This is a genomic window from Youhaiella tibetensis (assembly GCF_008000755.1).
Classification (GTDB): Bacteria; Pseudomonadota; Alphaproteobacteria; order Rhizobiales; family Devosiaceae; genus Paradevosia; species Paradevosia tibetensis.
The window spans coordinates 324935-350918 of record NZ_CP041690.1; the positions used below are offsets into that span (position 1 = coordinate 324935).

The 25984-nt window shown below is 67.4% G+C and carries 26 protein-coding genes; 12 read left to right on the plus strand and 14 right to left on the minus strand.

Going from position 1 to position 25984, the window contains the following annotated elements; all coding sequences use genetic code 11:
* Positions 1-27: 27 nt before the first annotated feature.
* Complete coding sequence (gene dapE, locus FNA67_RS01700) at positions 28-1206, plus strand: succinyl-diaminopimelate desuccinylase (protein WP_147654840.1); 1179 nt, start codon at positions 28-30, stop codon at positions 1204-1206.
* A gap of 83 nt (positions 1207-1289) precedes the next feature.
* Positions 1290-1862 carry a hypothetical protein gene (locus FNA67_RS01705; protein ID WP_147654841.1) on the plus strand — a complete coding sequence of 191 codons (573 nt, stop codon included), beginning with the start codon at positions 1290-1292 and terminating at the stop codon, positions 1860-1862.
* A 5-nt stretch (positions 1863-1867) separates the two neighbouring features.
* Here the strand turns inward: FNA67_RS01705 and truA are convergent, their stop codons facing one another.
* From truA to def, 3 genes are read right to left on the minus strand one after another with little or no spacing between them, the layout of a single operon-like run.
* Positions 1868-2605, minus strand: coding sequence for a tRNA pseudouridine(38-40) synthase TruA (gene truA, locus FNA67_RS01710; RefSeq protein WP_147654842.1), 738 nt, complete (start codon positions 2603-2605; stop codon positions 1868-1870).
* A complete protein-coding gene (fmt, locus tag FNA67_RS01715; protein ID WP_147654843.1) occupies positions 2605-3528 on the minus strand; it encodes a methionyl-tRNA formyltransferase in 924 nt (307 codons plus the stop codon). Before fmt ends, truA begins: the two co-directional genes overlap by 1 nt.
* A gap of 31 nt (positions 3529-3559) precedes the next feature.
* Entirely contained in the window at positions 3560-4078 is a 519-nt protein-coding gene (gene def / locus FNA67_RS01720) for a peptide deformylase (RefSeq protein WP_147654844.1), read from the minus strand.
* A 128-nt stretch (positions 4079-4206) separates the two neighbouring features.
* Between def and FNA67_RS01725 the strand changes: the two genes are divergently transcribed.
* The 4 genes from FNA67_RS01725 to FNA67_RS01740 all read left to right on the plus strand — a co-directional run bounded on the left by FNA67_RS01725 (position 4207) and on the right by FNA67_RS01740 (position 7819).
* Positions 4207-5355 carry a DNA recombination protein RmuC gene (locus FNA67_RS01725; RefSeq protein WP_049707441.1) on the plus strand — a complete coding sequence of 383 codons (1149 nt, stop codon included), beginning with the start codon at positions 4207-4209 and terminating at the stop codon, positions 5353-5355.
* A 61-nt stretch (positions 5356-5416) separates the two neighbouring features.
* A complete protein-coding gene (locus FNA67_RS01730; protein WP_147654845.1) occupies positions 5417-5905 on the plus strand; it encodes a hypothetical protein in 489 nt (162 codons plus the stop codon).
* Between the two features lie 88 nt (positions 5906-5993).
* The gene (locus FNA67_RS01735) at positions 5994-7046 is read left to right on the plus strand and encodes an aldo/keto reductase (RefSeq protein ID WP_147654846.1); all 1053 of its coding nucleotides are present in this window, start codon (positions 5994-5996) and stop codon (positions 7044-7046) included.
* 2 nt (positions 7047-7048) lie between these two features.
* Positions 7049-7819, plus strand: a complete 771-nt coding sequence (locus FNA67_RS01740; RefSeq protein ID WP_049707444.1) for an SDR family NAD(P)-dependent oxidoreductase — start codon at positions 7049-7051, stop codon at positions 7817-7819.
* On the opposite strand, the gene FNA67_RS21790 is transcribed toward FNA67_RS01740, so the two are convergent.
* The 6 genes from FNA67_RS21790 to FNA67_RS01765 form a co-directional block, all read right to left on the minus strand.
* Complete coding sequence (locus tag FNA67_RS21790) at positions 7816-7959, minus strand: hypothetical protein (protein WP_170267175.1); 144 nt, start codon at positions 7957-7959, stop codon at positions 7816-7818. The two genes, FNA67_RS01740 and FNA67_RS21790, sit on opposite strands and share 4 nt — an antisense overlap.
* Before the next feature lie 57 nt (positions 7960-8016).
* Positions 8017-8472: a Crp/Fnr family transcriptional regulator gene (locus tag FNA67_RS01745; protein WP_049707445.1), complete on the minus strand. Its 456-nt coding sequence runs from the start codon at positions 8470-8472 to the stop codon at positions 8017-8019.
* A gap of 119 nt (positions 8473-8591) precedes the next feature.
* On the minus strand, positions 8592-12185 hold the full coding sequence (putA, locus tag FNA67_RS01750) for a trifunctional transcriptional regulator/proline dehydrogenase/L-glutamate gamma-semialdehyde dehydrogenase (protein WP_147654847.1): 3594 nt from the start codon (positions 12183-12185) through the stop codon (positions 8592-8594).
* Between the two features lie 192 nt (positions 12186-12377).
* On the minus strand, positions 12378-13472 hold the full coding sequence (locus FNA67_RS01755; protein ID WP_145976853.1) for an AraC family transcriptional regulator: 1095 nt from the start codon (positions 13470-13472) through the stop codon (positions 12378-12380).
* Positions 13473-13569: 97 nt separating this feature from the next.
* On the minus strand, positions 13570-15663 hold the full coding sequence (locus tag FNA67_RS01760) for a CHASE2 domain-containing protein (RefSeq protein WP_147654848.1): 2094 nt from the start codon (positions 15661-15663) through the stop codon (positions 13570-13572).
* 18 nt (positions 15664-15681) lie between these two features.
* Positions 15682-16497: a FecR family protein gene (locus FNA67_RS01765; protein WP_147654849.1), complete on the minus strand. Its 816-nt coding sequence runs from the start codon at positions 16495-16497 to the stop codon at positions 15682-15684.
* 114 nt (positions 16498-16611) lie between these two features.
* On the opposite strand from FNA67_RS01765, the gene FNA67_RS01770 reads away from it, so the two are divergent.
* Positions 16612-17346, plus strand: a complete 735-nt coding sequence (locus tag FNA67_RS01770; protein WP_147654850.1) for an extensin-like domain-containing protein — start codon at positions 16612-16614, stop codon at positions 17344-17346.
* Positions 17347-17349: 3 nt separating this feature from the next.
* Here FNA67_RS01770 and FNA67_RS21795 read toward each other — a convergent pair whose 3' ends face one another.
* Positions 17350-17487 carry a hypothetical protein gene (locus tag FNA67_RS21795; protein ID WP_170267176.1) on the minus strand — a complete coding sequence of 46 codons (138 nt, stop codon included), beginning with the start codon at positions 17485-17487 and terminating at the stop codon, positions 17350-17352.
* A gap of 98 nt (positions 17488-17585) precedes the next feature.
* Here FNA67_RS21795 and FNA67_RS01775 point away from each other — a divergent pair, with 98 nt between their 5' ends.
* The 3 genes from FNA67_RS01775 (at position 17586) to FNA67_RS01785 (ending at position 20498) form a co-directional block, all read left to right on the plus strand.
* Positions 17586-18479 carry a LysR substrate-binding domain-containing protein gene (locus tag FNA67_RS01775; RefSeq protein WP_049707451.1) on the plus strand — a complete coding sequence of 298 codons (894 nt, stop codon included), beginning with the start codon at positions 17586-17588 and terminating at the stop codon, positions 18477-18479.
* Between the two features lie 205 nt (positions 18480-18684).
* Entirely contained in the window at positions 18685-19668 is a 984-nt protein-coding gene (gene mbfA, locus FNA67_RS01780) for an iron exporter MbfA (RefSeq protein ID WP_174851663.1), read from the plus strand.
* Positions 19665-20498 (plus strand): alpha/beta fold hydrolase, encoded by an 834-nt coding sequence (locus FNA67_RS01785; protein ID WP_147654851.1) that lies wholly within the window; start codon positions 19665-19667, stop codon positions 20496-20498. The genes mbfA and FNA67_RS01785 overlap by 4 nt, the downstream gene beginning before the upstream one ends.
* Here FNA67_RS01785 and FNA67_RS01790 read toward each other — a convergent pair.
* The 4 genes from FNA67_RS01790 to FNA67_RS21800 all read right to left on the minus strand — a co-directional run bounded on the left by FNA67_RS01790 (position 20495) and on the right by FNA67_RS21800 (position 24610).
* A complete protein-coding gene (locus tag FNA67_RS01790) occupies positions 20495-22111 on the minus strand; it encodes a GMC family oxidoreductase (protein ID WP_049707453.1) in 1617 nt (538 codons plus the stop codon). The genes FNA67_RS01785 and FNA67_RS01790 overlap by 4 nt on opposite strands.
* A gap of 49 nt (positions 22112-22160) precedes the next feature.
* Entirely contained in the window at positions 22161-23495 is a 1335-nt protein-coding gene (locus tag FNA67_RS01795) for an EAL domain-containing response regulator (protein ID WP_147654852.1), read from the minus strand.
* Between the two features lie 88 nt (positions 23496-23583).
* The gene (locus FNA67_RS01800; protein ID WP_147654853.1) at positions 23584-24108 is read right to left on the minus strand and encodes a DUF2306 domain-containing protein; all 525 of its coding nucleotides are present in this window, start codon (positions 24106-24108) and stop codon (positions 23584-23586) included.
* Positions 24109-24115: 7 nt separating this feature from the next.
* Positions 24116-24610 carry a DUF6622 family protein gene (locus FNA67_RS21800; protein WP_170267177.1) on the minus strand — a complete coding sequence of 165 codons (495 nt, stop codon included), beginning with the start codon at positions 24608-24610 and terminating at the stop codon, positions 24116-24118.
* A 114-nt stretch (positions 24611-24724) separates the two neighbouring features.
* On the opposite strand from FNA67_RS21800, the gene FNA67_RS21805 reads away from it, so the two are divergent.
* Together FNA67_RS21805 and FNA67_RS01810 are read left to right on the plus strand one after the other, a co-directional pair.
* The gene (locus FNA67_RS21805) at positions 24725-25525 is read left to right on the plus strand and encodes a LytTR family DNA-binding domain-containing protein (RefSeq protein ID WP_170267178.1); all 801 of its coding nucleotides are present in this window, start codon (positions 24725-24727) and stop codon (positions 25523-25525) included.
* 113 nt (positions 25526-25638) lie between these two features.
* Entirely contained in the window at positions 25639-25956 is a 318-nt protein-coding gene (locus tag FNA67_RS01810) for a type III PLP-dependent enzyme domain-containing protein (protein WP_145976855.1), read from the plus strand.
* The last annotated feature ends 28 nt before the right edge of the window (positions 25957-25984 follow it).

The window sequence follows — 25984 nt, forward strand, 5'->3', positions numbered from 1 at the left end:
CCGCCCCAACACCGATGGAGACGGGGCATGCCCGCAAATACCAAGGGCGATCCCGTCCCGCTTCTCAAAGACCTCATCGCCTGCGCTTCGGTCACGCCGGCCCAGGAGGGCGTCCTTGATCGCCTCGAGACCGCCCTCGCCGCGCTCGGCTTCGCGGTCACCCGCCTCACCTTCGAGGGCGACGGCTCCTATCCCGTGGGCAATCTCTTCGCTACCCGCGGCTCGGGTGGCAAGCGCCTGCTCTTCGCCGGCCACACCGATGTCGTGCCTCCCGGCAATCCCGATGACTGGACCAGCCCGCCCTTCGTCCCCACCCTTCGCGACGGGCGCCTCTATGGCCGGGGCGCCGCCGACATGAAGAGCGGCGTGGCCGCTTTCGTCGCCGCTGTCGAAGCTGCCATCGCCGATGGCTCCGCCGACAACGGCACCATTGCCCTGGCCATCACCAATGACGAGGAAGCGGACGCCATCAACGGCACCGAAAAGCTCATGGCCTGGGCCGACGCCCAGGGCCACAGGTTCGATTTCGCCATCGTGGGCGAGCCATCCGCCACCGCCACCGTGGGCGACAGCATCAAGATCGGCCGTCGGGGCTCTCTCAACGGCCAGATCGCGGTCACCGGCGCCCAGGGGCACGTCGCCTATCCCGACAAGGCCAACAATCCCCTCCCGGTCGTCGCCGCCATCGTCACCGCGCTTTCGGCCACTCCCATCGATGAGGGCACCGAACATTTCCCGCGCTCGAACCTGGAGGTCACCTCCATCGACGTCGGCAACCAGACCACCAACGTCATCCCGGCGCGCGGCACCATCCGCTTCAACATCCGCTTCAACGACTTGTGGACGCCCGAAACCCTCGGCGCCTGGATCGCCGAGCGCATTGCCTCGGTCGATGCCCATGGCTGCCAGGTCGAGTTCTCGGTGGTCGGGCGTCCGTCCAATTCCTTCCTCTCGCCCCTGGGCGGCGGGGTCGAGGCCCTGGGCGCCGTCATCGAGGCGGCGACGGGCAGCCGCCCGCAGCTTTCCACCGCCGGCGGCACTTCCGACGCGCGCTTCCTCGCCCGTTATTGCCCGGTGGTCGAGTTCGGTCTCCCCGGCCCCTCGATGCACAAGGCCGACGAAAACGTGCTGGTGCGCGATGTCGAGGAACTGAGCGTCCTCTATGCGCGCTTCATCTCGGCCTGGTTCGGTTCGGGTAAGGTCTGAGACAAAACGACAATTGGTCGCCCTTGCCCAATGCGGCCCGGACGATTAAGTGCTGTGCTGCACCCCGCTAAGCGAGTCCGCTCATGACGACCATCATCGACGAAATGGTTGCCGCCGCCCGCGGATGCGCCCTGCTGCTCATCGGCAACCGGACCGCGTCGCAATATTTCGATTTCAGCCAGCGCGGCCTCGTCGGCAGCTTCATCGCCATTCTGATGGCCACGACGTTTTCGGCCTACCTTCCGGCGCTGCTCGGCCAGGAGCCGAGCGTTTCGGTGCTGCGGGTGATTTTGACCTCAGCCATTGCCTTCGGTCTCCAGCTCGGCTTCGCCGCCCTGGCCCTGCGCCAGATGAAGCGGCTCGATGGCTTCGTGCCCTATCTCGTGGCGGAGAACTGGGCGACCTTCTTCCTTTCCCTGATCACGCTCGTCCTGGCGTTGTTCGGGCTGGGAGGGGATGTGTTCCTGGTAGTGGTGGGCCTGGTCATGCTGGTCATCCAGATCAACATCGCGCGCCTCATCGTCACGCTCGCTCCGCTCCAGGTCGCCATCTTCCTGATCGCCCAGCTCGTGGCGGGCAGCATCGGCCTGCTGATCGTCGGCCTCTCCATGCCGCTGCCGGCCGACGCCGGCACCCTGGTCTCGGCCCTCGGCTAATAGTCCTAATAGTCCACGCGCGTGAGGTAGAGCCCGTCCGGCGGCGCCAGCGGCCCGCAGGCCGCCCGCCGCTTTGCGTCGAGCGCGGCGCGGAAATCGGCCGGCCGCCACTTGCCCTCACCCACCAGCTTGAGCGAGCCCACCATCGAGCGCACCTGGCTGTGGAGGAAGCTGCGCGCTTTGGCGGTTACCACGATATGGTCCGCCTGCCGGGAGACCGTCAGCACGTCGAGCGTGCGAATGGGTGAATTGGCCTGGCACTCGGCCGCACGGAACGTGGTGAAATCGTGCTGGCCCAGGATCATTTGCGCCGCCGCGTGCATGGCGTCGGCATCGAGCGGCATCGGCACGTGCCACACCCGCCCGGCCTCGAGCGCAGCCCGCGCCCGGCGATTGAGGATCCGGTACTCGTAGTGCCGCGCGGTCGCCGAGAACCGCGCCTCGAAATCGTCCCCCACCGCCTCGGCCTCGACCACCGCCACCGGATGGGGCTTGAGGTGATAGTTGAGCGCCTCGCGCACCCGGAACGGATCGCGGTCGCCCGAAAGGTCGAAGCTCACCACCTGACCGAGCGCGTGCACCCCGCTATCGGTGCGTCCCGCCGCCTGGATCGCCACCTTCTCGCCGCAGAACCGCTCGATCGCCGTCTCGACGGCCTCCTGCACGGACATCTGCCCGGCCTGCCGCTGCCACCCCGCAAAAGGGGTTCCGTCATATTCGATGGTGAGCTTGAAGCGCGCCATCAGACCGCCTTGCCGATGAGCGACCCCGTTCCGCGCACGAATGCGGCCGCGTCCATCGCGCCCTTGCCCTCGCGCTGCACCGAAACCAGCCGCACCGCGCCCTCGCCGCACGCGATGGTGAGGTCGTCACCGATCACCGTGCCGGCAGCGCCGCTGCCCGTCCCCAGGGTCGAACGCAGGGCCTTGACCCGCACCGGCTTGCCGCTCAGTTCCACTTCGAACCAGGCGCCGGGGAAGGGGGAGAGCCCGCGGATGTGGTTGTGCACCTCGGCTGCCGATTTCGACCAGTCGATCCGCGCCTCGGCCTTCTCGATCTTCCTGGCGTAGACGACGCCTTCTTCCGACTGCTCGGAAAACTCGAGGCTGCCGCGCTCGAGCGCCGCCAGCGCCCGGCCCATCAGGTCCGCGCCCACGCGCATCATGGCATCGTGCAACTCGCCCGCCGTCATGTCCGGGCCGATGGGCATTTCCTCGACCAGGCCCACCGGGCCGGTGTCGAGCCCTTCGTCCATCTGCATCACCATCACGCCCGTGCGCTTGTCCCCCGCCATCACGGCGCGCTGGATCGGCGCGGCGCCCCGCCAGCGCGGCAGCAGCGAGCCGTGCAGGTTGAGGCACCCCAGGCGCGGCGCATCGAGGATCGGCTTGGGCAGCAGCAGCCCATAGGCCACCACCACGCCCACGTCCGCATCGTGCAGCGCGAAGACGCCCTGTTCTTCGCTCCCCTTGAGCGATTTGGGCGTAAACACAGGAATGCCGAAGCCTTCGGCTGCCAGGTGCACCGGGGACTTGCGCTCTTCCTGCCCCCGGCCCGCCGGCTTCGGCGCGCGCGTATAGACGGCCACCACTTCGTGGCCGCTCGCAACGATCTCGGTCAGGGTCGGAACCGCGAAATCGGGCGTCCCCATGAATACGACGCGCATGGAAACGCCCCTTGTGCCTGGCGGTAAGAGCCTAGTTCGCCGTGGCGCGCTTGGCGGCCTTGTCGAACTTCTTGATCACGCGGTCGCGCTTGAGGCGCGACAGGTAGTCGATATAGAGCACGCCATCGAGGTGATCGATCTCGTGCTGCATGCAGATGGCCAGCCGGTCGGACGCTTTGCGCTCGACGACCTTGCCGTCCTGGTCCATGTAGCGGACCTTGATGTCGGCGGGGCGCTCGACCTCGTAATAGAGGTCGGGGATCGACAGGCACCCTTCTTCGGTGACCACCGTCTCGTCACCGAATTCGATGACTTCCGGGTTGATCATCACGATCGGATCGGGGCTCTCGTCTTCCTTGGCGAGGTCGATCACGACCACGCGCTTGAGCACGCCGACCTGCGGCGCGGCCAGGCCGATCCCGGGCGCGGCATACATCGTATCGAACATGTCTTTGACGAGCGTGGTGATCTCGTCGTTGATCTCCTCGACCGGCTCGGCAATCGCACGCAGGCGCGCGTCGGGGATGATCAGGATGGGGCGAACGGCCATCTGGTGGTCCTTTTCAGCAATTGCCCCCGATATGGTATTTTCTGGCCGCCCGGTCAACTGGCCCCCGGTTGAGCCTCGCCGGAACAAGAGGGGAACACTTCTGCGGCGAATCGCGCTAGTGTGCGCCGATGGACATGGTTCTCTTCACCCTCGGCGATTTTCCCCTCACCCTGAGCCACGCGATCGCCGCCGCGGTCGCGCTCATGGCGCTGCTGCTCGTCATTCTCCTCGTCAATTCGCTGCGCTCCGGGCGCCAGCGCGCCGAGGAGGCTGCCACCGCCATCGCCCGCAGCCAGGAGATGGAAAAGCACCTGGCCGACATGATGCGCATCCAGAACGAGATGACCGGCCGCATGCAGACCATGTCCGAGATCTTCGGCAGCCGCACCTCCGATCTGGCCCGCCTCGTCAACGAGCGCCTCGATTCCACCAGCCAGCGCATGGGCCAGGCGATCACCGAGAACCGCACCAAGACCGAGGAGAGCCTGACCAAGCTCCATGAGCGCCTGGCCGTGATCGACCGCGCCCAGTCCACCATGACCGCGCTCTCGGGCGAAATCGTCTCGCTCCAGTCGATCCTTTCCAACAAGCAGCAGCGCGGCGCCTTCGGGCAGGGGCGCATGGAGGCCATCATCGCCGATGGCCTCGCCTCGAACGGCTATGCCTTCCAGACCACGCTTTCCAATGGCAGCCGTCCGGACTGCGTCATCTTCATGCCCAACGACGCCCCGCGCCTGGTCATCGATGCCAAGTTCCCGCTCGAAAGCTGGCAGCGCCTCAAGGAGGCGGCCAACGACGACGAGGCCAAGCTCGCCAGGGCCCAGTTCAAGACCGACATCACTACCCATGTCCGCGCCATTTCCGACAAATACCTGATCGCCGGGGAGACGCAGGACACCGCCTTCATGTTCGTGCCCTCCGAAGCCATCTTCGCGGACCTGCACGAGCAGTTCGAGGATTTGGTGCAGCGCGCCATCCGCCACCGCGTGGTCATCGTTTCCCCCTCCCTGCTCATGCTCTCCATCCAGGTGATCCAGGCCCTGCTGCGCGATGTGCGCATGCGCGAGCAGGCGCATCTCATCCAGAAGGAAGTGCGCGAGCTTCTCGCCGATGTCGGCCGGCTGGACGATCGCGTGCGCAAGCTCCAGACCCATTTCCAGCAGGCGAACAACGACATAGGCGACATCCTCGTTTCCACCGGCAAGGTCACCCGTCGCGGCGAGAAGATCGACGCGCTCGAGCTCGAGGAACCGGCCGCGCGCCTCGCTGGCGAATAGCGGAAACTTCGCTTCTCCTGCCGCGTTACCCTGACGGTCGCAACCTTCAGGGAGCAGTGCGATGAACCACATCAATGAGGACGGCAAGGTCCTTGCCCAGGATACCGACATCGATGGCGACGACGACGAGGGCTTGCCCGGCTTTGCCTATCCGGTGAGCGAAGCGGAGATCGAAGACCTCATGTACGGGTCGGATCGCCCCGTCGCCGAGCGCCTCGCCCGCCTGCGCCAGATCCGCGACGACCTGCGCGCCCGCGAGCCGGCCGATTTCGGCCTCGACGATCCGAAGGGCCTGCTCGGCGAGATCGAGGGCGCCATCATCCAGCTCGAGACCGGCACCGCCGGCGAAAACGGCCCGCGCGGCATGGGCGAGCTCGACAGCACCCGCACGCGCGATGAGGACCCGCTCGCGCACCGGGAAACCCTCTCGCCCGACGACGACGCTCTGGTCAGCCTCGACGAGCAGGAGGCCGAATACGGCGAAGACGACGTGCTCGATCCCACCGAGTGGGAGGAGGGCGACGATTTCCGCCCCGATCGCGGCCACTGACCGGATGGAGCTTTGACCGGGGCGGCTTCCCCCGCGCCCCGGCTTGGGTCTAGTCTCCGGCAAACGCGAAAACTGTTCGGAGGCAGGTATGGAATACCGTTTGCTCGGCCGCTCGGGGCTCAAGGTCTCGACCCTCACCATGGGCACCATGACGTTCGGGGGTAATCCCAAGGTCGGCAATACCAGCCTCAAGGAGGCCCAGCGCCAGATCGACATGTGCCTGGAGGCGGGCGTCAACATGCTCGACACCGCCAATGTCTATACGCGCGGCGTCTCCGAATCGATCATCGGGGAAGCCCTCACCGATGGCCGCCGCCAGCGCACGCTCCTCGCCACCAAGGTGCGCTTCCCCATGGATGACACCGATCCCAACGAGAGGGGCCTGTCGCGCTACCACATCGTCAACCAGTGCGAAGCCAGCCTCAAGCGCCTCAAGACCGATGTCATCGATCTCTACCAGGTCCACGAATGGGACGGGCAGACCCCGCTCGAGGAGACCATGGAGGCGCTCGATACCCTCGTGCGCCACGGCAAGGTCCGCTACATCGGCTGCTCGAACTATTCGGGCTGGCATATCATGAAGGCGCTCGGCGTCTGCGAGAAGGATGCCCGCCAGCGCTTCGTCTCCCAGCAGATCCACTACACCCTGTTCTCGCGCGAGGCCGAGAACGAGCTGGTGCCCATCACCATCGACCAGGGCCTGGGCATCCTCGTCTGGAGCCCGCTCGCCGGTGGCCTGCTCTCGGGCAAGTACCGGCGCGGGGAAACCGCGCCCGAAGGCACGCGCCATGCCGGCGGCTTCCGCGAGCCGCCCGTCCACGATTGGGATCGGCTCTATGACATCGTCGACGTCCTGGTCTCGATCGCCGAGGTGCGCGGCGTCTCCGCCGCCCAGATCGCCCTGGCCTGGCTGCTCGGCCGCTCCGGGGTGACTTCGGTCATCATCGGCGGACGCACCGAGGCCCAGTTCCGCGACAACCTCGCCGCCGCCGAGCTCAAGCTCACCGAGCATGAGCGCAAGCGGCTCGACGACGTCTCGCTCCTGCCGCTCCAGTATCCTTACTGGCACCAGAGCTTCACCGCCTCCGACCGGCTCGGCGCCGCCGATCTGACCCTGCACGCTCCGCATCTGGAGAAGTGACCATGACCGACCTCCCCAGCTTCGATCTCACCGGCAGGACCGCGCTCGTCACCGGCGCAGCCCGGGGCCTGGGGCGGGCCATCGCCCTGGCGCTTGCCGATGCGGGCGCCGATATCGCCCTGGGCCTGCGCGACGCCGACATGGACAATGGCGTCGCCGCCGAGGTGGAAAAACTCGGCCGCCGTGTCCTGCGGCTGCAGATGGATGTGGTCAACCTCGCCCAGTCCCGTGCCGCTATCGACGGCGCCATCGCCCATTTCGGGCGCATCGATATCCTCATCAACAATGTCGGCGGCGGCATCGAGCGGCCGCTGCTCGAGGTCACCGAGGACGAGTTCGACGGCACCGTCGATCTCAACGTCAAGTCGAGCTTCTTCATCGCCCAGCGCCTGGCCCGCCACATGAAGGAGAAGGGCGGCGGCACCATAGTCAACATGAGTTCGCAGGCCGGCTTCATCGCGCTGCCGGGCGAGGGCGTCTATTGCCTCTCCAAGGCCGCCGTCGCCCACATGACCAAGTGCATGGCCGTCGAGTGGGGCCAGTACGGCATCACCGTCAATGCCGTGGCGCCCACCTTCATCGAGACCGACGGCACCTCGAGCGCCCTGGCCGTCCCCGCGTTCAAGGCCGACGTCATCGAGCGCGTCGCCGCGCTCCACCGCATCGGCGTGCCCCGGGAAGTGTCGGGCGCGGTGGTCTTCCTCGCCTCGCCCGCCGCCTCCCTCATGACCGGGCAGACGCTCATCATCGATGGCGGCTGGACCGCGCGCTAGCACGCCGCGCCCAGCGCCATCGCGCCCAGGCCGATCAGCCCGATCGCCACGAGCAGGCGCAGTGCGCCGTTCGGGCCGCCTTCATAGGGGTGCCGATCCGGGCTGCCGGCCACCAGCCAGTTTGCAAGCATGGGATACATCGCCATTCTCCGTTGGATCTGGAGAATGGTCGAACGGCCTCTGGCCGCTTCGACGCGTCAGGCGCGCTTTTTGGCCCTGGGCCGCTCGGTGAGGGTCGAGAGGATCTTGTCCACTAGGTCCAGGTCCTGCCGCTGCCCCTGGGCCTGCTGCTGCAGGTCCACCAGGTAGGACGTCGTGTAGTAGAGCCGGCGCGCCAGGAGCGTGGCCAGCACCAGCGACAGTTCCGGATGCGCTTCGAGGAACTTAATGGCGTCCTTGACCTCATAGGCCTTGACCGTCGAGAGCGCCTGCACCGTGGCGCTGTGCGGCTGGTCGAGCAGCACCGCCATTTCCCCGAAGATCGAGCCGGGTTCGTCCACGTGGCTGACCTGGGTGTCGCGGCGGATCACTTCCACCTCGCCCTCGATCAGCACGTAGAGCTTGCTGTCGCGCGCGCCTTCGCCCAGCAACGCCTCGCCCGATTTGAACGTGACGACAGGCATTCCCTCGAGCAGAGCCAGCACGTCATCCATAGCGCATCACCCTCTTATGCCGCTGTGATGGAAGTGTTTTTAGCGTGCTTTTTCGCCAGCGCCAACCGGGGCGCGGCCTGGGAGCAGGGCGCCCGTCGCCGGGCGCCCGCCATTGGGTCTTAGCCGATGGTCATGAGCGAGGCGTTGCCGCCCGCCGCCGCCGTGTTGACGCTGGTCGAGACTTCCAGCACCAGCAGGTCGAGGTTATAGGCCTGCGTGCCTTCGATGAGGCCCTTGGTGCTGGCGCCCTGCACCAGGACGATCGGGCCTTCCAGGCGCGCCGCTTCCTGGGCGATCCGGGCCGTCTTTTCGGCATCGCCTTCCACCAGCACGCCCGCCACGCCCGCAAGGTCCTCGCCCTGCGTCACGAAGCCAGCCAGCGTACTGGGCAGGGTATCGAGCACCCTGGCGGTCTCGCTGCCGGCCACCACACGGGCCGAATTGCCCGTCGCCAGCACCGCGCCGAGCTGGATCAGCAGGCCCTCGGGCGTTGCCGGAACCAGGCCGATCGTGCCGCGCGGCTTGGTGAGATAGGTGTTGTCCTCGCCCACCGGGCCGGCCAGCACCTCGGGGGCGCCGTTGAGCCGGGTTTCGGCGAAGCCGGCGACGATCGCCGCCGCATCCCCGCGGTTCTCGGCCACCAGCCAGTGCCGGTAGGCCTCGATCTCCTTGCTGGGCTTGCCGCCCTTGAGCACGGGGGCGTCCAGCACCATGCGGCGCATGTAGAGCGGGCCGCCGGCCTTGGGGCCGGTGCCCGAAAGCCCGTGCCCGCCGAAGGGCTGCACGCCCACCACCGCTCCGATGATGTTGCGGTTGATATAGACATTGCCAACTTCGATCCGCTCGGTGACCTCGCGGATGGTCTCGTCGATCCGGGTATGGAGCCCGAAGGTGAGGCCATAGCCCAGCGCGTTGATCTCGCCGATCAGCTTGTCCATGGCCGAGCGCTTGAAGCGCACCACGTGCAGCACCGGCCCGAACACTTCCCCGGCCAGCTCGGAAACCGAGTTGAGCTCGATGATGGTCGGGGCCACGAACGTGCCCTTGCCGGCTTCGGCGGGCAGGTCGAGCTGGGTCACCTTGTGCCCCTTGGCCTTCATCGCCTCGATATGGCCGTTGATGCGGTCACGCGCCTCGGCAGTGATCACCGGGCCGATATCGGTGGCCAGGAACTGCGGATTGGCCAGCGCCAGCTCGTCCAGCCCGCCCTTGACCATGGTCAGCGTGTGGTCGGCCACGTCTTCCTGCAAGCACAGGATCCGCAGCGCCGAGCAGCGCTGACCGGCGCTGTCGAAGGCCGAGGTCAGCACGTCCGCCACCACCTGCTCGGTCAGGGCCGAGGAATCGACGATCATGGCGTTCTGTCCGCCCGTCTCGGCGATCAGCGGCACCGGGCGCCCGTCGGGCAGCAGCTTGTCGGCCAGCTGCTTCTGGATGAGCTGGGCCACTTCCACCGATCCGGTGAAGACCACGCCATGGGTGTCCTTGTGGCCCACCAGCGCGGCGCCCACCGGGCCGTCGCCGATGACGAGCCTGAGCACGTCCGCCGGCACGCCCGCCTCATGGAGAATGCGCACGCCCTCGGTGGCGATGAGCGGGGTTTCCTCGGCCGGCTTGCACACGACGGCATTGCCCGCCGCCAGCGCCGCCGAGACCTGCCCGGTGAAGATCGCCAGCGGGAAGTTCCAGGGGCTGATGCACACCACCGTACCCAGCGGGGCCGCGTCGTCCCGGGCCTCGTCGGCATAGTAGCGCAGGAAGTCGATGGCCTCGCGCACCTCGGCGATGGCGTTATGGGTGGATTTGCCCGCTTCCCGGATGATGAGCCCCAGAAGATCGGGCAGCCGTTCTTCCATGATGTCGCCGGCCCGGCGCAGGATTTCCCCGCGCTTGGCCGCGCCCAGGGCCGCCCAGGCGGGGCCGCCCTTTGCCGCCGCGGCGAAGGCGGCTTCCACCTCGCCCTTTTCGGCATAGGTCACGTAGCCCACCACGTCCTCGTGGTCGGCCGGGTTGCGCACCGGCAGTCCGTTCCCGTTGACCGGCTTGATGCGCGCGAAGGCCGTCTTGATGGTCTTGAGGTCGTGCTCGTTGGAAAGATTGAGCCCGGCCGAATTCCGGCGCGCGCCCAGGATGTCGCGCGGCGCGGCGAGGCGCGGATGCATCGAGCCCACCGGGAAAATCGACGCCGCCTTGGCCACCGGGTCCCCGATCAGTTCCTCGATCGGATAGTCGGGGTCCGCGATCTGGTTGACGAACGAGGAATTGGCCCCGTTCTCGAGCAGGCGCCGCACCAGATAGGCCAGCAGTGTCTCGTGGCTTCCCACCGGCGCATAGATGCGGCAGGGCCGGTCGAGCTTGTCCTTGCCCACCACCTCTTCATAGAGCGGCTCGCCCATGCCGTGCAGACACTGGAACTCGTAGCGCCCCACTTCGAATTCTGGACCCGCCATCTGGTAGATGGTCGCCAGCGTCTGGGCGTTATGCGTCGCGAACTGCGGGAAGATGGCGTCCGGCGCCCCGAGCAGCTTCTTGGCGCAGGCGAGGTAGGAGACGTCGGTATAGACCTTGCGCGTATAGACCGGATAGTCGGCCAGCCCGTCGACCTGGGCCTGCTTGATCTCGCTGTCCCAATAGGCGCCCTTGACGAGGCGCACCATGAGCCGGCGCTTCGAGCGTCGGGCGAGGTCGATGAGGTAATCGATGACGAACGGGCAGCGCTTGCCATAGGCCTGGACCACGAAGCCCAGCCCGTTCCAGCCCTCGAGCTCGGGGTTGAAGCTGAGCGCTTCCATCAGGTCGAGCGAGATTTCGAGCCGCCGCGCTTCCTCGGCGTCGATGTTCAGCCCGATATTGTAGGATTTGGCCAGCACCGCCAGCTTGACGAGGCGCGGCAGGAGTTCCTTCATCACCCGCTCGTACTTGGTGCGCTCGTAGCGCGGATGGAGCGCCGAGAGCTTGATCGAGATGCCCGGGCCGCCATAGGGGCCCCGGCCCGCATTGGCCTTGCCGATGGCGTTGATGGCCGTTTCGTAGTCCCGGTAGTAGCGGTCGGCGTCCGCGGCGGTCGCGGCCGCTTCGCCCAGCATGTCATAGGAATACTGGAAGCCCTTGGCCTCCATCTTGCGCGCCTTCTCGAGCGCTTCCTTGATGGTCTGGCCGGTGACGAACTGCTCGCCCATCATGCGCATGGCCACATCGACGCTGGTGCGGATGATGGGTTCGCCCCCGCGCGCGATAAGGCGCGTCAGCGCATTGCCCAGCCCCGTCTCGACCACGGGCGTGGTGAGCTTGCCCGTCACCACCAGGCCCCAGCTCGCCGCATTGACGAAGAGCGAGCGGTCGTTGCCCACATGGCTGCGCCAGTTGCCGGTCGAGATCTTGTCGCGGATGAGCGCGTTGCGCGTCTCGTTGTCGGGAATGCGCAGCAGGGCTTCGGCCAGGCACATCAGCGCCACGCCCTCTTCCGAGGAAAGCGCATATTCCTGGATCAGTGCCTCCACGCCCCCGCCATTCTTCTTGCCGCGGATGGCGGTCACGAGCTTGCGGGCGGTGTTGCGGGCCCAGGCCACCGTTTCGGGCGGCAGGCTCGCCTGGGCGATGAGATCGGGCAGCGCTTCGGTTTCGGGCCGGGTATAGGCGGCGGAAATCTTCTGGCGGAGCGCGGAGCGTTCCGTGGGTGCAGGGTCGTAGGTCGCAAACGGGCGAGCGGACATCTTGGTTTTATAGCCTTTTACGATGCGGCGTCCTATCCGCCGCGCTGGCGGCGAGCATAGATTCGCATTGGCGTAACGCTATGGGAGATTGGGTTTGCCGCCCGTAGCTTCAACGGCCCCATCCAGCCATTTGCGTTGAAAGTCCGGATATCGCGTCTGCACCCCGCCATATCCGCAGCGTTCCTCGCACCTTCAGGCGCTCCGGTCCTCCGTTTCGCGGCCGTGGCGCACGCCTTTGACGTCCTTGGGCGCCAGCCCGAACTGGCGGCGGAACATGCGGCTGAAATGGGAGGGATCGTCCAGTCCGCACGCCGCGATGATTTCCGAGATCGTTACCTGCGGCGGCGATTTTTCCAGCAGGTGCCGCGCCCGCAGCAGCCGCGCGATGCGGATCTGGTCGGCCACTGTCTTGCCGTGGTCGAAAAACGCCCGGTAGAGCGTCGCCCGCGAGCAGCCCGTCGCCCGTGCGATCATGGCCGCGTCGAGCCGTGGATTGGCCAGGTTCTCGATGATGAAGCGCTCCGCCGCCACCATCAGGCCTCGCCTGTGCCGGGCACCGCCATCGGCTCGCGCCCCTGTGGGCAGTCCGCCCAGCAGCGAGAGCGCCAGCTCGACGCTGCCGTTGAACACCGCCTCTTTCTGGCGCAGGTCGAGCGCTCCGAAATCGCGGGACAGCAGGGAAAGCTGCGCGCGCAGGAACGGCAGGAGCGGCGAGGCCGTGATTTCGGCGAGCAGCCGGTCGAGCGAAGCGGGCACCTCGCCCAGCGCCGCCTCCACGTCGCTGCGCCGCAGCGCCAGGTAAAACCCCTGGTGGTCGTCCCAGTCCACTTGGGAGGGGGCGCTGGCATCGTAGAGATAGACCTCCCCCGGGCGCGCCAGGTGCCGCTCCTCGGCAAAACTGTGGCGGCGATTGCCCGCGATCGTGAAGCCGATCGTGAGGTCGGCATTGCCGTCCGAGCGGAAGCCCGAATGGGTCCGCCCGCCCGAAAGCCCCTTGGAGCGGAAGGCGGCGAACTCGGCCCGCGGGCTGATCAGCGCCCGCGCATCGGCCCGGAATGCCCCGGTCTCGCCATTGCGCCGGTCGGCCGAGAAGCCGTGAAACACCGTCTCGCGCCAGAAGTCATAGGCCTCTGCCGTCTCCAGGTGCCGGGTCGACAGCTCGATCGCCACGCAGCGCGACGGGCCGCCCATCTCGGGGCGCCACGGTTCGCGGTCCGGCTGCCAGCGCCAGACCTCTTCGGTCCAGTCCCAGCCGGTGACCGCCGTTGGAGAAGATGGTTCCCGCACGCGCCGCCTCTTTCGCGTTGCCAGATCAAGTCTCTAATAATGCAACGGATTCGGCCCGTTCGCCAATCGGGGCGACCGGCGTCCTTTGATGCAAATGCTATGGGCCGGCGAAATCGGCGGGCCGCTCGCCGATCATGGAATAAAACCGCCCGAGCCCCGGCTCGAGCCTCTCGGCCAGCGCCAGGCAACCGTGCCAGTCACGCGCTTCGTGGCGTTCGGCCAGCTCGATGAAGGCCGAGCTCGCCGCCAGTTCGGCATTGCCCACCAGGATGTGCACCGGCACCGGCTCGCTGATCCCCTTGAGCGCCACCCGCCCGGCGGGCAGGAAGGCCAGCTCGCTCGCCCGCTCGCGCGTTTCCTCCGAAACCACGATGTCGTAGCCCACCAGCTTCGAAACGCTTTCCAGCCGCGAGGCGAGGTTCACCGTCTCCCCGATGCACGAATAGTCGAACCGGGTCTTGAGCCCCATATTGCCCACCAGCGCCTCGCCGGTGGCGATACCCACGCCCACCGAGAGCGCGCGCGTCACCGGGTTCGTGGCCAGCCCGAACCCGTCCCCGGCATTGAGCCGCCCCAGCGTCTCGCGCATCGCCAGCGCCGCCCGGCAGGCGTGCAGGGCATGTTCGGGCACGTCGATCGGTGCGTTCCAGAAGGCCATGACGCTGTCGCCCACGAACTTGTCGATCGTGCCCATCTCGATGGTGACGCACTCGCCCAGCGCCCCGAACAGCGTGTTGAGCACCTTGAGCATGTCCGCTGGCGCCATGGTTTCGCTGAGCGGGGTAAACCCGCGCAGGTCGGTAAAGAGCACGCTCATATCGCGCATCTCCCCGCCCAGTTGCAGCCTCTCCCCGCTCGCCTCGATCTGCGCCAGGAGCGTGGGCGCCACATAATGGCCGAAGGCGCGCCGCAGCTTGCGCCGGTCGGCATCGGTGGTGGCGTAGCGCGCAAAGATCATGGCGAAATAGACCAGGCTTGCCCCCAGCAGCGGAAAGCCCGGGTCGATCAGCACGCCCGGTCCCTTGAACATCAGCCAGCAGAAGGCCAGCAGGCCAATCGCCGTCAGGAGGCCGATGGCCAGCCCCACCTTGGGGCCCGACCACAGCACCCCCGCCACCAGCGCCACGCCCAGTCCCACGAAGGCAATGATCTCGAGCGCTTCCACCCAGTCCGAGCGCGTCAGGAACTGCCCGGTCAGCATCTGCTCGATGGCCTGGGCATGGATGGCGACGCCCGGCATGTCCTCGAGCGGGGTGCCCCGCATGTCGTTGAGCCCCGAGGCCGACGATCCCACCAGCACGATATTGCCGTCGATCTCCTTTTCCTTGAGCCGGTAGTCGGGCCCGAGGATGTCCTTGGCCGAGATCGTGGTCTGGGGCGTCAGGTGCCGGTAATAGAGCCAGAGATTGCCGTCGGGCGTCGTCGGCACCTCGACATTGCCCACCCGTATGCTCTCGACATAGGGCGCGGCGGTTTCCCCCAGCACCACCAGGTTGTCCTCGCCCTGCGCCACGCGCAGCGCTTCGATCGAGAGCGCCGGATAGACCTTGTCTCCGGCCCGCCAGAGCAGGGGCGCGCGCCGCACGATCGCCACCGACTCCTCGGGATGAAGGCTTAGCCCGCCCAGCCCCGATGCCGCATCGCCCAGCGCCGGCAGCGGCACCACTGCCCCGGTCAGCGCCGGGATGGCCGGGCGCGGATCGGTGCCGCTGAGCGCGAACCCGCCCTTGGGCGCCTCGGGCAGCGTCTTGCTGGTGGTCGAGACCGAAAAGCCCAGCACCGTCGGGCCGCGCTCGAGCGCCGCTGCGAATTCTGCGTCGTAGTCGGGCAGGCGGTTGGCGGCGAACCCGGCCAGGTTCGCCGCGATATTGTCGGGCGAGAGCCGGTCCGGCTCGGCGAACAGCACGTCAAAGCCGATGGCCGCCGCGCCCATTTCGGTCAGCCGGTCGGTCAGCAGCGCGAAGGTGTGGCGCGACCACGGCCATTGCCCGACTGCCGTGATCGCCGCATCGTCGATGTCCACGATCTTGACCGGCAGGTCGGCCGCCTCGCGTGGCGACAGTCTCTGATAGAGGTCGAACGCGGCGTCTCGCATCATCTGGAGCGGCAGCGGATCGGCCAGCCGGATCGCCGCCAGCAGCAGCACCAGCGCCAGGCCGAAGACGAGGGGGAGGCGGCGACTAGAGGCCATTGCCGTCCGCGAGCACGGTCATGGCACGTTGGTTAAGTTGCCCGTCGCCGGATTGGTGGTGGGGACAGTGGTCGGCGTGATCGATCCCCCGGCATTGCCCTGCGTCTGGGTCTGGGGCTGCGGGGTCGAGTCGCCACCACCGGTATGGCTGAGCGAATCCGGGGTGCCGCCCGTCGAGGGCCGCAGGCAGCGATCGGCCTGCGCCACGCGGAAATCGGCGAGAAGTCCCTCCTGCGACCCGATCAGCGGAAACTGCGCCCGCAGCCTGCTATTGGGCCGGATGCGCACCGATTGCACCATGTCGACCGCGCCCACCTGGCATTGGCTGTCCAGCACCACGCATTGCCCGCCGGGCGTGCATAACAGTACCGAGCCGTGAAAGAGCACGAGCGTGGTCAGGTTGAGCGCATCCACCGTGAAGTCGAACGCCGTGCCCCGCACCCCGATGGTGGCGCTGGGCGTCTTGATCTCGTAGGCGGCCTTGGGGCTCCTGCCGGTGATGAAGCGGAAGCTGCCCGAAAGCGCGTTGATGGCGAAGCGGTCGGTGTTCTCGTTGCCGCGCAAAAGGTATTTTTCGATGAGGAGCGATGAGCCCGGCCCGACGACGAGCCGCGTCTCGTCCTCGAAGAGGATCTGCACCTGCCCGTTGGCGTCGGTCACCACCGTTTCGCCCACCGCCACGTCCGAACCGACCGCAAGCGTGCGTGCGCCGCCGTTGCCCCTGGCCGAGGCGTCAGGGTCCACCCCAACGGCCGTGCCCGTCTGCGGCGCCGCCAGCGCGCCGCCCGCCAACATCGTTGATAGAGCCGCCGCCGCCAGAGAACGCCACCGCATGACCTGCCTCAAGGATCGTGTGCCCGGACGCTCACCATAGCACCTGCCCGAAAGATGTCACCCATGCCAGGACTTTAGCGGCAACGAACCGGCCCGCTCGCGCGTTGCGCTGCCATGCGGTCGATCCTGGTGCTTGCCCTGTTGCTCTTCCCGGTCGCGGCGCTGGCGCAGGATGTGCCGCTGCCGCGCCCGCGTCCCGATCCATCCATCCGGGCCGCCACGCATCCGCCCGCCGAGCCCGAAAAGCCCGGGGCGGAAAAGCCCGAGGCGTCGAAAGCGAGCCCCCGCATCTTCCAGGTCGCCTGTCCGGCCGTCGTCTCGGGCAGCGTCGCTGCCAGCGTCGTGCCGCCTATTGCCGAGGGCCAGTGCGGCGAGCGCTCGCCGCTGGCGCTCGAGGCCATCCTTGCCAACGGGCGCATGGTGCCCGTCACCGGCGAGCCGACGGTCAATTGCCAGCTGGCTTCCGCGCTTCCCGCCTGGGTCTCCGCCATCGACGGCTATGTCGCCGCCCACGACAAGACCCGCATCGCCGCGGTCAATGTCGGCACCTCCTATATGTGCCGCGACCGCCGCACCGGTGCCGCCGATACCGATCTCTCCGAGCACGCCTTCGCCAATGCCCTCGACGTCGTCGGCTTCACCCTCGAGGATGGTCGCACCGTCACGGTCGAAAGCGGCTGGAACGGTGCCGATGCCGATGGTCGCTCCATCGTCCGCTTCGCGCACGATGCCGCCTGCACCAGCTTCATGACCGTGCTCGGCCCCGAGGCCAATGCGCTCCACCACGATCACCTGCACATCGATTTCGGCTGCCACGGCAAGACCTGCACCGCGCGCCTGTGCGAATAGGGCTCAACGGTCGCGGCACGGATGATGCACCGGCAGGTCCGCCCACTCGCGCGCCGTAAAAGCGGCCGTCGGGTCGGGCTCCGGGCCCGGCTCCACCAGTGTCCGCAGGAAAGCGGCAAGCAGTCTATAGATTTCCAACATCTATCGTCTCCGTCGGAACCGCGTCTGCCCGATAGAATGCGCCGCACGTCCGCGCTTTCTCAATCGACAAGACCTGCGGTAGGCTTTAGAAAATCTACATGCCGAGCCCGTTCCCGATACCCCTCAACGCCCTGCGCGCCATCGAGATCGTGGCGCGTCACGGCGCCCTGACCCCTGCCGCCGACGAACTCGGCGTCACGCCCGGCGCCGTCAGCCAGCACATTCGCCGTGCCGAGGAACGGCTGGGGGTGCAATTGTTCGAGCGCACCGCGCGGGGTCTGGTGCCGACGCCCGAACTGGCCGACCAGCTGCCCCGGCTCACCGCCGGCTTCGATGCCCTGGCCAGCGGCCTTGCCGGGCTGCGGCCCGATGTCGAGACCAGCCTCACCATCACCGTGGGCTCGATGTTCGCTTCGCTCTGGCTGGTGCCGCGCCTCGGACGCTTCGCCGCTCTGCATCCCGAAATCGAGCTGCGCCTCGTCGCCACCTCGAAATTCCTCGATCTGGGTCGTCAGGACATCGATTGCGGCGTGCGTTTCGGGCTCGGCCACTGGCCGGGCGTCGAGGCGACCCTGTTCGGGCGGCGCGACTATTCCCCCCTGTGTACCCCTGCGCTCGCCGCGCGTCTTTCCCACCCGCGCGACCTTGCCCATGTCCAGGTCATCCGCGACGAATCCAGCCTCCTCGACTGGCCCGCCTGGTTCGCCGCCGCCGGAATTGCCGATCCTGCGCCCATGAGCGGCCCCTCCTTCACCGATCCGCTTCTCGCCTATGAGGCGGCTCTGGCCGGGCAGGGCGTGCTGCTGGTCATGGATATGCTCATGGTCGATGCGCTTGCCGCCGGCCGCCTCGTGCGTCCGTTCCCCGTCGCGGTCGAAAGCGAATATGCCCACTGGTTCGTCAGCGCCGCCGGCCGCCGGCTGCGCAAGCCGGCCCGGCTCTTCCGCGATTGGCTCGATGCCGAGATGAGCGCCTGCCTGCCGGCAAGGTAAAGGCGGCAAAGGTGTTGCCCTTGCCGCCTTTCTCCCGTCCTGGGGTGGAGGTCATCCCCTTCAGGACGTGAGAGGAATCGCGGGCGCAACTCGGGCGCCATCTCACTCGACGCTACCGGCGAAATCTGGCGAGGATGGGGCGCCGGGGAGTTGTCTCGCGCCGCGCCATTGTTTAGAACTATTCTAAACTATGAGGTGCACATCGATGTTTTCCCGCTGGCTGGTCCCCAACAAGCGCGACTTTTCTTCCCTGTCCGAGCGCGAGATTCTCTCCCTCGCCATCGCCGCCGAGGAGGAGGACAGCCAGATCTACGCCGCCTTCGCCGAAAAGCTCGCGCCCACCTATCCGGCCACCGCCCGCATCTTCGAAGGCATGGCCGAGGAGGAGAACGGCCATCGCCGGCGCCTGCTCGATCTCTACACCACCCGCTTCGGCGAGCGCCTGATCCCGATCCGGCGCGAGAACGTGCGCGGCTTCATCGCCCGCAAGCCGCTCTGGCTCTCCTCGACCTATTCGCTCGAAGCCATCCGCCAGCTTGTCTGGGAGATGGAGCGTGGCGCCCAGACCTTCTATGAATCCGCCGCCGCCAATGCTCAGGATGCGGGCGTGCGCAAGCTGCTCGGCGACCTCGCCGTCGAAGAGCGCGGCCACGCCCACACCGCCGACGAGCTCGAGGCCGCCAATCTGGGCGAGGATGCCCGCGATGCCGAAAAGACCGAGCAGGATCGCCAGTTCGTGCTGACCTACGTCCAGCCGGGATTGGCCGGCCTGATGGATGGCTCGGTTTCCACCCTCGCGCCCGTCTTCGCCGCTGCCTTCGCCACCGGCGACACCACCCAGACCTTCCTCGTCGGCCTCGCCGCCGCCGTCGGCGCCGGCATCTCCATGGGCATCACCGAGAGCGCTTCGGACGATGGCAAGCTCACCGGCCGCGGCTCGCCCATCAAGCGCGGCCTCGCCTGCGGGGTCATGACCACCATCGGTGGCCTCGGCCACGCGCTGCCCTACCTCATTCCGCACTTCCACATCGCCACCACCGTTGCCATCATCGTGGTGATCATCGAATTGTGGGCCATCGCCTTCATCCAGAACCGCTTTATGTCCACCCCGTTCTGGCGAGCCGTGATACAGATCGTGGTAGGCGGCGGTCTCGTCTTCGCCGCGGGTATCCTGATCGGAAGCGCATGACGCAAAAGACATTCCTGGCCGGCGACGGCGTCGAACTGGTCTACGAGGATCTTGGGCCCGCCGAGGGCGAGCCGATCGTGCTCTGCCACGGGCTGGCCGCAGCCGGCGTCCAGTTCCGGGCCGATGCCGACTATTTCGCCTCCAGGGGCTATCGCGTGCTGGTGCCCGATCTGCGCGGCCACGGCCATTCGGGCGCCCCCGCCTCCATGCGCGACGAGGATTTTTCCATCACGCGCATGGCCACCGATCTCATCGAGATGCTCGATCATGCCGGGCTCGCCGCCGTGCACTGGGTCGGCAATTCCCTGGGCGGCATCCTGGCGCTGGCCATTCTCGGCATCGCGCCCGAGCGCCTGAAGAGCCTGGCCACCTACGGCACCGCCTATACCCTGGCGCTGCCCTCGTTCCTGCCGCACCTTCTGCCGCTCGTCTATGGCGCCCTCGGCCCCAAGCTCACTGCCGAGCTCACCGCCCGCTCCACCACCAGCAATTCCGAGGCGCAGCGCCTCATCGCCAGCGTATTGCGCGATTTCTCCCCCCAGGCCGGCAAGGCCGTCGGCGCCAATGTCCGGCGCTACGATCTCATCGCCAATGCCAAGGCCTACAAGGGCCCGATCCTGTTGATGCGCGGCGGGCTCGACCATGGCGTCAACCGCGCCCTGCCGGTAACGCTCGAGGCCATGGCCGACCACCCCGATTTCCACCTGCGGCACCTGCCCAAGGGCGGCCATGTCGCCAATCTCGACGTCCCCGACCAGTTCCGCGCGACCCTCGAGGAATTCTGGCGCGAGGTCGATGCGCGCACCGAAGGCGAAAGCGCGCCGGCCTAGCCCAGCCCCACCAGGTCCGCTGCCTTGGAGCCCACCGCCATCGCCGGCGCGTTGGTATTGCCCGAGGGGATGAACGGCATGATCGAGCAGTCGATCACCCTCAGCCCCTCCACCCCGCGCACGCGCAGCTGCGCGTCCACCACCGCCATCGGGTCATGGTCCGGGCCCATGCGCAACGAGCCCGAAGGGTGGTAGTTGGTCTTGACCGTCTGCCCGCAATAACGCGTCAGGCTCTCCTCGTCGTCGAGCGCCGTGCCGGGCAGCAGTTCGGCCGCGATCTTGGAACGGAACGGCTCCGTCGCCAGGATCTGGCGCGCGTGGCGCAGCGAGGCCAGGGTCAGCCGCAGGTCGTCCGGGTCGCCGAAGAAGTTGCAGTTGACCAGCGGCTGCGCCGCCGGGTCCGCCGAGCGCAGCTTCACCTCTCCGCGCGCCTTGGGCCGCAGGAGGCACGAGGTGAACGTCACCCCATGGGTCGGCTCGGCCGAGGAGACGTCGCGGTCGAGATAGACGATCGGGGCGCAATAGAGCTGGATGGTCGGCCGCTCGCCGCCGTCCGGATCGTAGAAGAGGCAGCTCTCGATGCCCGTCGTCGTCACCGGTCCCGAATTGAACAGCAGGTATTGCAGTCCGTTGCGGATCATCGGCCAGCCGCGATCCTCCCCGAAATAGCCTGACTTGCCGCGCGTCGAGGCGATCACCGGCACCTCGTGGTGGTCCTGCAGGTTCTGTCCCACCCCCGGCAGGTCGACCTTTACCGCGATGCCGTGTTCGCCCAGATGCGCCGCCGGGCCGAGCCCGGAAAGCATCATCAGCTTGGCGCTGTTATAGGTGCCCGCCGCCACCAGCACTTCGCGCTCGGCGCGCACGGTCCTTTCCTGCCCGCCCTGCCGGTAGGCCAGCCCCACCGCCCGCTCGCCGTCAAAGAGGATGCGATCCACCCGCGCATCGGTGATCACCGTCAGCCGCTCGTCGCCCGCGAGCGGCTCGAGGAAGGCCTTGACCGCGTCCGAGCGCTCCTTGCGGCCGCGCCACTGCCCATAGGTGTGCTGCATGATGCCGACCCCGTTCTGGCGCGCCCCGTTGAAATCGGGGTTGTAGCTATGGCCAAGCCCCTGCGCCGCCAGCAGGAAGTCCTCGGTCGTGTCCGAGATATGGCCGGGGTCGGAAACCTTCAGGTTACCCGAGATGCCGTGATACTTGTTGTTGAACCGCGCATTGGCCTCGATCCGGCGGAAATGCCCGAGCATGTCGTCGTAGGACCAGGCGTCGTTGCTGCCCAGGTACTCGGCCCAGCCGTCATAGTCTTCCTTCTGGCCGCGCATGTAGACCATGGCGTTGACCGCGCTTCCCCCGCCCAGCGCCTTGGCCACCGGCACGATCGGCCCGCGCCCGCCCAGTTGCGGCTGCGGTACGGTGTGGTGCATCTCCAGGAAATCGTCGCGTCCCAGATACTTCATGTATCCGGCCGGCATCGCCATCAGTCGCGCCGTGCGCCGCGGCCCGCGTTCGATGATGGCGACCCTGAGCCCATAGTCGCGCACGAGCCGCATGGCCGCCACGCAGGCGGACGAACCGCCTCCTGCGATGACGATGTCGTAGACCGGTTCTGTCATGGATGAGTTCTCTCCCCGCCAAGTGATAGCGGCAGGGAGCGGCCGGCGTCTAGTTCCAGCGGGCCCGCGCGTCGCCCGGGGCAGCCACCCGCATGGCGGGCCGTGGCGGGGCGGCGACTGCCCGTTGCAGCATCGAGGCGATCAGCACGTCCTCGGGCATCGGCTGGCCGAAGAAGAAGCCTTGCCCCACGTCGCACCCCATGCCCTGCAGCACGATCATGTCGGCGGCCTTTTCCACCCCGATCCCCACCGTCACGCAGCCGAGCAGGTGCGCCAGGTCGATGACCGAACGGCAGGCGGTGGATTTGACCAGGTCCACCGCGCAATCGCCCACGAAGGCACGGTCGACCTTGAGCTCGGCGATCGGCAGCGCCCGCAGGTTGGCGAGCGAGAGCCCGCCATGCCCGAACTCGTCGATCGCCAGGTAGGTTCCGCAGGCGGTGAGCCCCCGACTCACCGCCTGCACTTCGGCCAGGTTTTGATGGATCTGCGCTTCGGTGACGTCCAGCAGCAGACCTGGCCATTTGTGGTGTTTGGGGCCGTAGGCGAGCACCAGCTCGCTGATCGGCAGGTTGAGGAGGCCCGTCATGGGCATGTTGACCGCCAGCCGCAGCGGAATGCCGAGCCGGGAGAAATGCGTGGCCGCCTTGAGCGCGCTGATCAGCGCCCGCTCGGCGAGCGCCAGCAGGTCGCCTTCGCTGGCTCCGGTCATGAATTCAGCCGGGCGCAGCAGCCCCAGCTCAGGGTGCCGCAGCCGCGCGAACGTCTCGACGCCGGCGATCTGGCGCTTCTTGAGGTCGATCTTGGGCTGGTACCAGAATTCGATCTGGTTGCGCGCCAGCGCGTCGTGCACGTCCACGAGCGGCCCGCTGCCGGGCGCCGCCAGCTTCTGGTCCAACAGCAGCCTGCGCACCGCGCTTGCCGAGATCGGCTTGCCGAGCGGGGCCAGCATGTTGAGCGCCTCGCGCACGCCCATGCGGCGCATCGACTCCACCACGGGCGAACCCTGCGGGCCCACCAGTTGCACCCCGCCCGAGAACCGGGCCTGGCCAAGCCGCTCGAGCACGTCGAGGGCCTGTTCGCCCTGGGCGCGGACATCGAGGAAAATGAGTTCGGGCGTGGAGCGCCGCAACCCTGCGGCAAGGGTTTCGCCTTTGGCGAACAGCACGGCGTCCACGCCCGATGCCGATAGCATCGCTGCCAGTTGTTGGGCGCTCGCGGCGTCCGGATCGACGATGAAGATCAGAGAGCGGGGAGGGGCGACGGTTCCACAGGCGCCCGGCTGCGTATCGGCGGCCAGGCCAGAGGGGATTGTATCGATCCCGGTGGTTCCAGCGTCGATGCCATCCAGCATCTGGAACCAGGTGCGCAATTCTTTGAGCATTATCGAACCAGAGCGCCGTCCTGGCGCATATAAGCGCAAGCTATAGGGGCAACCCCTTAAGACGGGATGTGCCCAAAGCCTTGCATTTTCATGGCTTTGTCAGTCCCCTGGTAACCGCGCCGGCCCTGCGGCGGCGTGGCTTCAGGATCAGCCAGCCGCCGGCCGCCAGCACCAGTCCGCCGGCCACCACGAGGCTCCCGAGCGAGGGCCCCGCGCCCGGACCGAACACCACCTGATTCATGATCCGCCCCGGCGCCAGCGTGAAGATGCCGGTCACCGCCAGCGCGACGACGTAAAGGCTCTGCATCGTGCGCCGATGCGCGCCGATCCGTCCGGCCCGGGCGTGGCCCACGCCCTTGTAGAGGGCGTAGAGCGTGAAGACCGAAACCAGGTGGATGGGGCTGAACGGCCCGAGCATGCGGATTTCCCAGATGAGGAAAGAGCTGGCGGCGACCACCACCATCAGCGCCACCCAGGCCCGGCCGAGGCCCCTGTGCCGGTCATTGCCCTTGGGTAGGAACAGGGTCACCCCGCCGATGGCGAACGCGGCCATGCCCGCCAGCGCGTGAATCTGGATGATGGGCGAGGCGACCAGAAGCGGTTCCAGGCTCATCGCCGCCTCACGCCATCGCCACGCGCAGGCGCAGGCCCGTGCGTACCAGCATCATCGTGCAGAAGAACCCCGAGACCAGCGCCGTCACCAGCTGGAAGCCGCCGCTCGCCGCTGTCGCCGGATCGATCGCGCCGATGACCGAGGCGACATAGTGGCTGGCAAAGATGGCAAGGATCACGAGGAGCGAGGTCAGTTCGCCCTTGATGCGCAGCCGCCCGTCCGCGAGCCGCACTGCCGCGTTGCGCCGCTCCAGCGCCACGCCCGCCGCGCCGCCCGCCACCATGCCCAGCACGAACCCTTCGAGCGTCGCCGCGCCGAACCCGGCGCTGGCCAGCCCGCTGAGCGCCAGCCCCGCCACGATCAGCGGAAACACCACCAGCCGGCTCACGGTCACGTCGCGGTCCTGCATGCGGCGCACGCCGATCACCAGCACCAGGAGCAGGGCGCCCCAGACCCAGCCGGGCGTATGAGTGAGAATGTCGAGGAAGGAAGGCTGCTGCATTTTTGTCGATTCTCCATTCTGGGCGGCGCCCCTGCGGCCCGCCGTCGGTGCAGCGGTCTTGACGCGCCCCTCGCGGCCCGGCAAATCCGGATACGTCAATCCGGAACCTGCTTCGTGAACAGCAGCCCCCTGCATTTCGCGCTTCGTGAATTACGGCTGAGCTTTTCCAATCCCCGCGCCCTGGGGGTGATGCTGGTCGTCGCCGTGGTCCTGGGCCTGGCCGGCCCCTTCGGCACCTTCCAGCAATTGGGGACCGCCGCCCGCTTCGGCTACTGGGCCGTCATCGTCATCGCCACCTATGGCGTCGGCCTCTTCGTCTCCATGCTTGCCCTCGCCATGGTGCGCCCCCGGTTGTCCAACCGCGCCGTGCTCACCCTTGTCCTCGCACTCGCGTCGGCCATCCCCGTCGCGGTCACCGTGACCGTGGTCAACATGGTTTTCCTCGGCGAACGCCTGCCCGATCCGGGCGGGTTCGTCACCCTTGTCCTCAACTGCTTCGTCATCACCCTTGGCGTGGCGGTGCTTGTCGTGCTGGCTGTCCGCAACGGCAGTGCCGTGCAGGAGACGCCCGCCGCGCAGCCATCGCCCGCCGCGCCCGAGCCCCCCGCACTCTTCAAGCGCCTGCCCCTGCCGCAACGCGGCGCACTATGCTATCTGACGATGCAGGACCACTACGTAGACGTCGTCACCGACCGCGGCCACGCCCTGATCCTGATGCGCCTTTCCGACGCCATCGCCGAGACTGCTCCCGTCCGGGGCCTGCAGATCCATCGTTCGCACTGGATCGCTCTCGACGCCGTCAGGGGTGTCAGCAAGGATGATGGTAAGGCGCTGGTAGAAATGTCGGACGGGGTCCGCCTGCCTGTCAGCCGCTCCTATCTCGCGGCCGCGCGGGAAGCTGGTCTTGTCGTCTGATGGTGTCGCCGCGTGCCTGAAAATCGTCTCAAATTTTATCGATTGAGCACCGTGGAATTTAGCAGCTTGGGCTTAGTGATGGCTCTCGGAACATCCGCGTATGGAGTGAGTTTATGAGAGAGAGGCAGCAGCGGATTGCAGTGGCGATCGTTGGCGAGCTCGAGCGCCAGGCCGCTGCAGGTGTGCCGCGGGCGCCCATCATCCACGAGCGCTTCGGCTTTAAGGAATACGATATCGACGGCACGCTCGACATCGAAGCCATTGCCATTGTTGTCGATTCCGCACTCGACCTCATGCCCGATCCCGTCGAGATCCTGGCGCCCAACGCCAATGATCGCCGCACCGGCCGCGACCGCCGCCAGGGCAACCAGGGCTGGACCGACGCCGAACGGCGCTCGGGCAAGGACCGCCGCAAGCCCGAGGAAGACTGAGCGCCGGGGTCCAGCTTTTCGCGCCGCG

Bases quoted from the DNA above. Each gene is read 5' to 3' on its own strand.
- FNA67_RS01775 (WP_049707451.1), top strand. From the start codon at position 17,586: ATGCCGAGCCCGTTCCCGATACCCCTCAACGCCCTGCGCGCCATCGAG.
- dapE (WP_147654840.1), top strand. From the start codon at position 28: ATGCCCGCAAATACCAAGGGCGATCCCGTCCCGCTTCTCAAAGACCTC.
- fmt (WP_147654843.1), bottom strand. From the start codon at position 3,528: ATGCGCGTCGTATTCATGGGGACGCCCGATTTCGCGGTTCCGACCCTG.
- FNA67_RS21800 (WP_170267177.1), bottom strand. From the start codon at position 24,610: ATGCAGCAGCCTTCCTTCCTCGACATTCTCACTCATACGCCCGGCTGG.
- FNA67_RS01740 (WP_049707444.1), top strand. From the start codon at position 7,049: ATGACCGACCTCCCCAGCTTCGATCTCACCGGCAGGACCGCGCTCGTC.
- FNA67_RS21790 (WP_170267175.1), bottom strand. From the start codon at position 7,959: ATGTATCCCATGCTTGCAAACTGGCTGGTGGCCGGCAGCCCGGATCGG.
- FNA67_RS01730 (WP_147654845.1), top strand. From the start codon at position 5,417: ATGAACCACATCAATGAGGACGGCAAGGTCCTTGCCCAGGATACCGAC.
- FNA67_RS01735 (WP_147654846.1), top strand. From the start codon at position 5,994: ATGGAATACCGTTTGCTCGGCCGCTCGGGGCTCAAGGTCTCGACCCTC.
- FNA67_RS01790 (WP_049707453.1), bottom strand. From the start codon at position 22,111: ATGACAGAACCGGTCTACGACATCGTCATCGCAGGAGGCGGTTCGTCC.
- FNA67_RS01800 (WP_147654853.1), bottom strand. From the start codon at position 24,108: ATGAGCCTGGAACCGCTTCTGGTCGCCTCGCCCATCATCCAGATTCAC.
- def (WP_147654844.1), bottom strand. From the start codon at position 4,078: ATGGCCGTTCGCCCCATCCTGATCATCCCCGACGCGCGCCTGCGTGCG.
- FNA67_RS01770 (WP_147654850.1), top strand. From the start codon at position 16,612: ATGCGGTCGATCCTGGTGCTTGCCCTGTTGCTCTTCCCGGTCGCGGCG.
- FNA67_RS01810 (WP_145976855.1), top strand. From the start codon at position 25,639: ATGAGAGAGAGGCAGCAGCGGATTGCAGTGGCGATCGTTGGCGAGCTC.
- FNA67_RS01785 (WP_147654851.1), top strand. From the start codon at position 19,665: ATGACGCAAAAGACATTCCTGGCCGGCGACGGCGTCGAACTGGTCTAC.
- FNA67_RS01725 (WP_049707441.1), top strand. From the start codon at position 4,207: ATGGACATGGTTCTCTTCACCCTCGGCGATTTTCCCCTCACCCTGAGC.
- FNA67_RS01760 (WP_147654848.1), bottom strand. From the start codon at position 15,663: ATGGCCTCTAGTCGCCGCCTCCCCCTCGTCTTCGGCCTGGCGCTGGTG.
- FNA67_RS01745 (WP_049707445.1), bottom strand. From the start codon at position 8,472: ATGGATGACGTGCTGGCTCTGCTCGAGGGAATGCCTGTCGTCACGTTC.
- FNA67_RS01705 (WP_147654841.1), top strand. From the start codon at position 1,290: ATGACGACCATCATCGACGAAATGGTTGCCGCCGCCCGCGGATGCGCC.
- truA (WP_147654842.1), bottom strand. From the start codon at position 2,605: ATGGCGCGCTTCAAGCTCACCATCGAATATGACGGAACCCCTTTTGCG.
- mbfA (WP_174851663.1), top strand. From the start codon at position 18,685: ATGTTTTCCCGCTGGCTGGTCCCCAACAAGCGCGACTTTTCTTCCCTG.
- FNA67_RS01765 (WP_147654849.1), bottom strand. From the start codon at position 16,497: ATGCGGTGGCGTTCTCTGGCGGCGGCGGCTCTATCAACGATGTTGGCG.
- putA (WP_147654847.1), bottom strand. From the start codon at position 12,185: ATGTCCGCTCGCCCGTTTGCGACCTACGACCCTGCACCCACGGAACGC.
- FNA67_RS21795 (WP_170267176.1), bottom strand. From the start codon at position 17,487: ATGTTGGAAATCTATAGACTGCTTGCCGCTTTCCTGCGGACACTGGTG.
- FNA67_RS01795 (WP_147654852.1), bottom strand. From the start codon at position 23,495: ATGCTCAAAGAATTGCGCACCTGGTTCCAGATGCTGGATGGCATCGAC.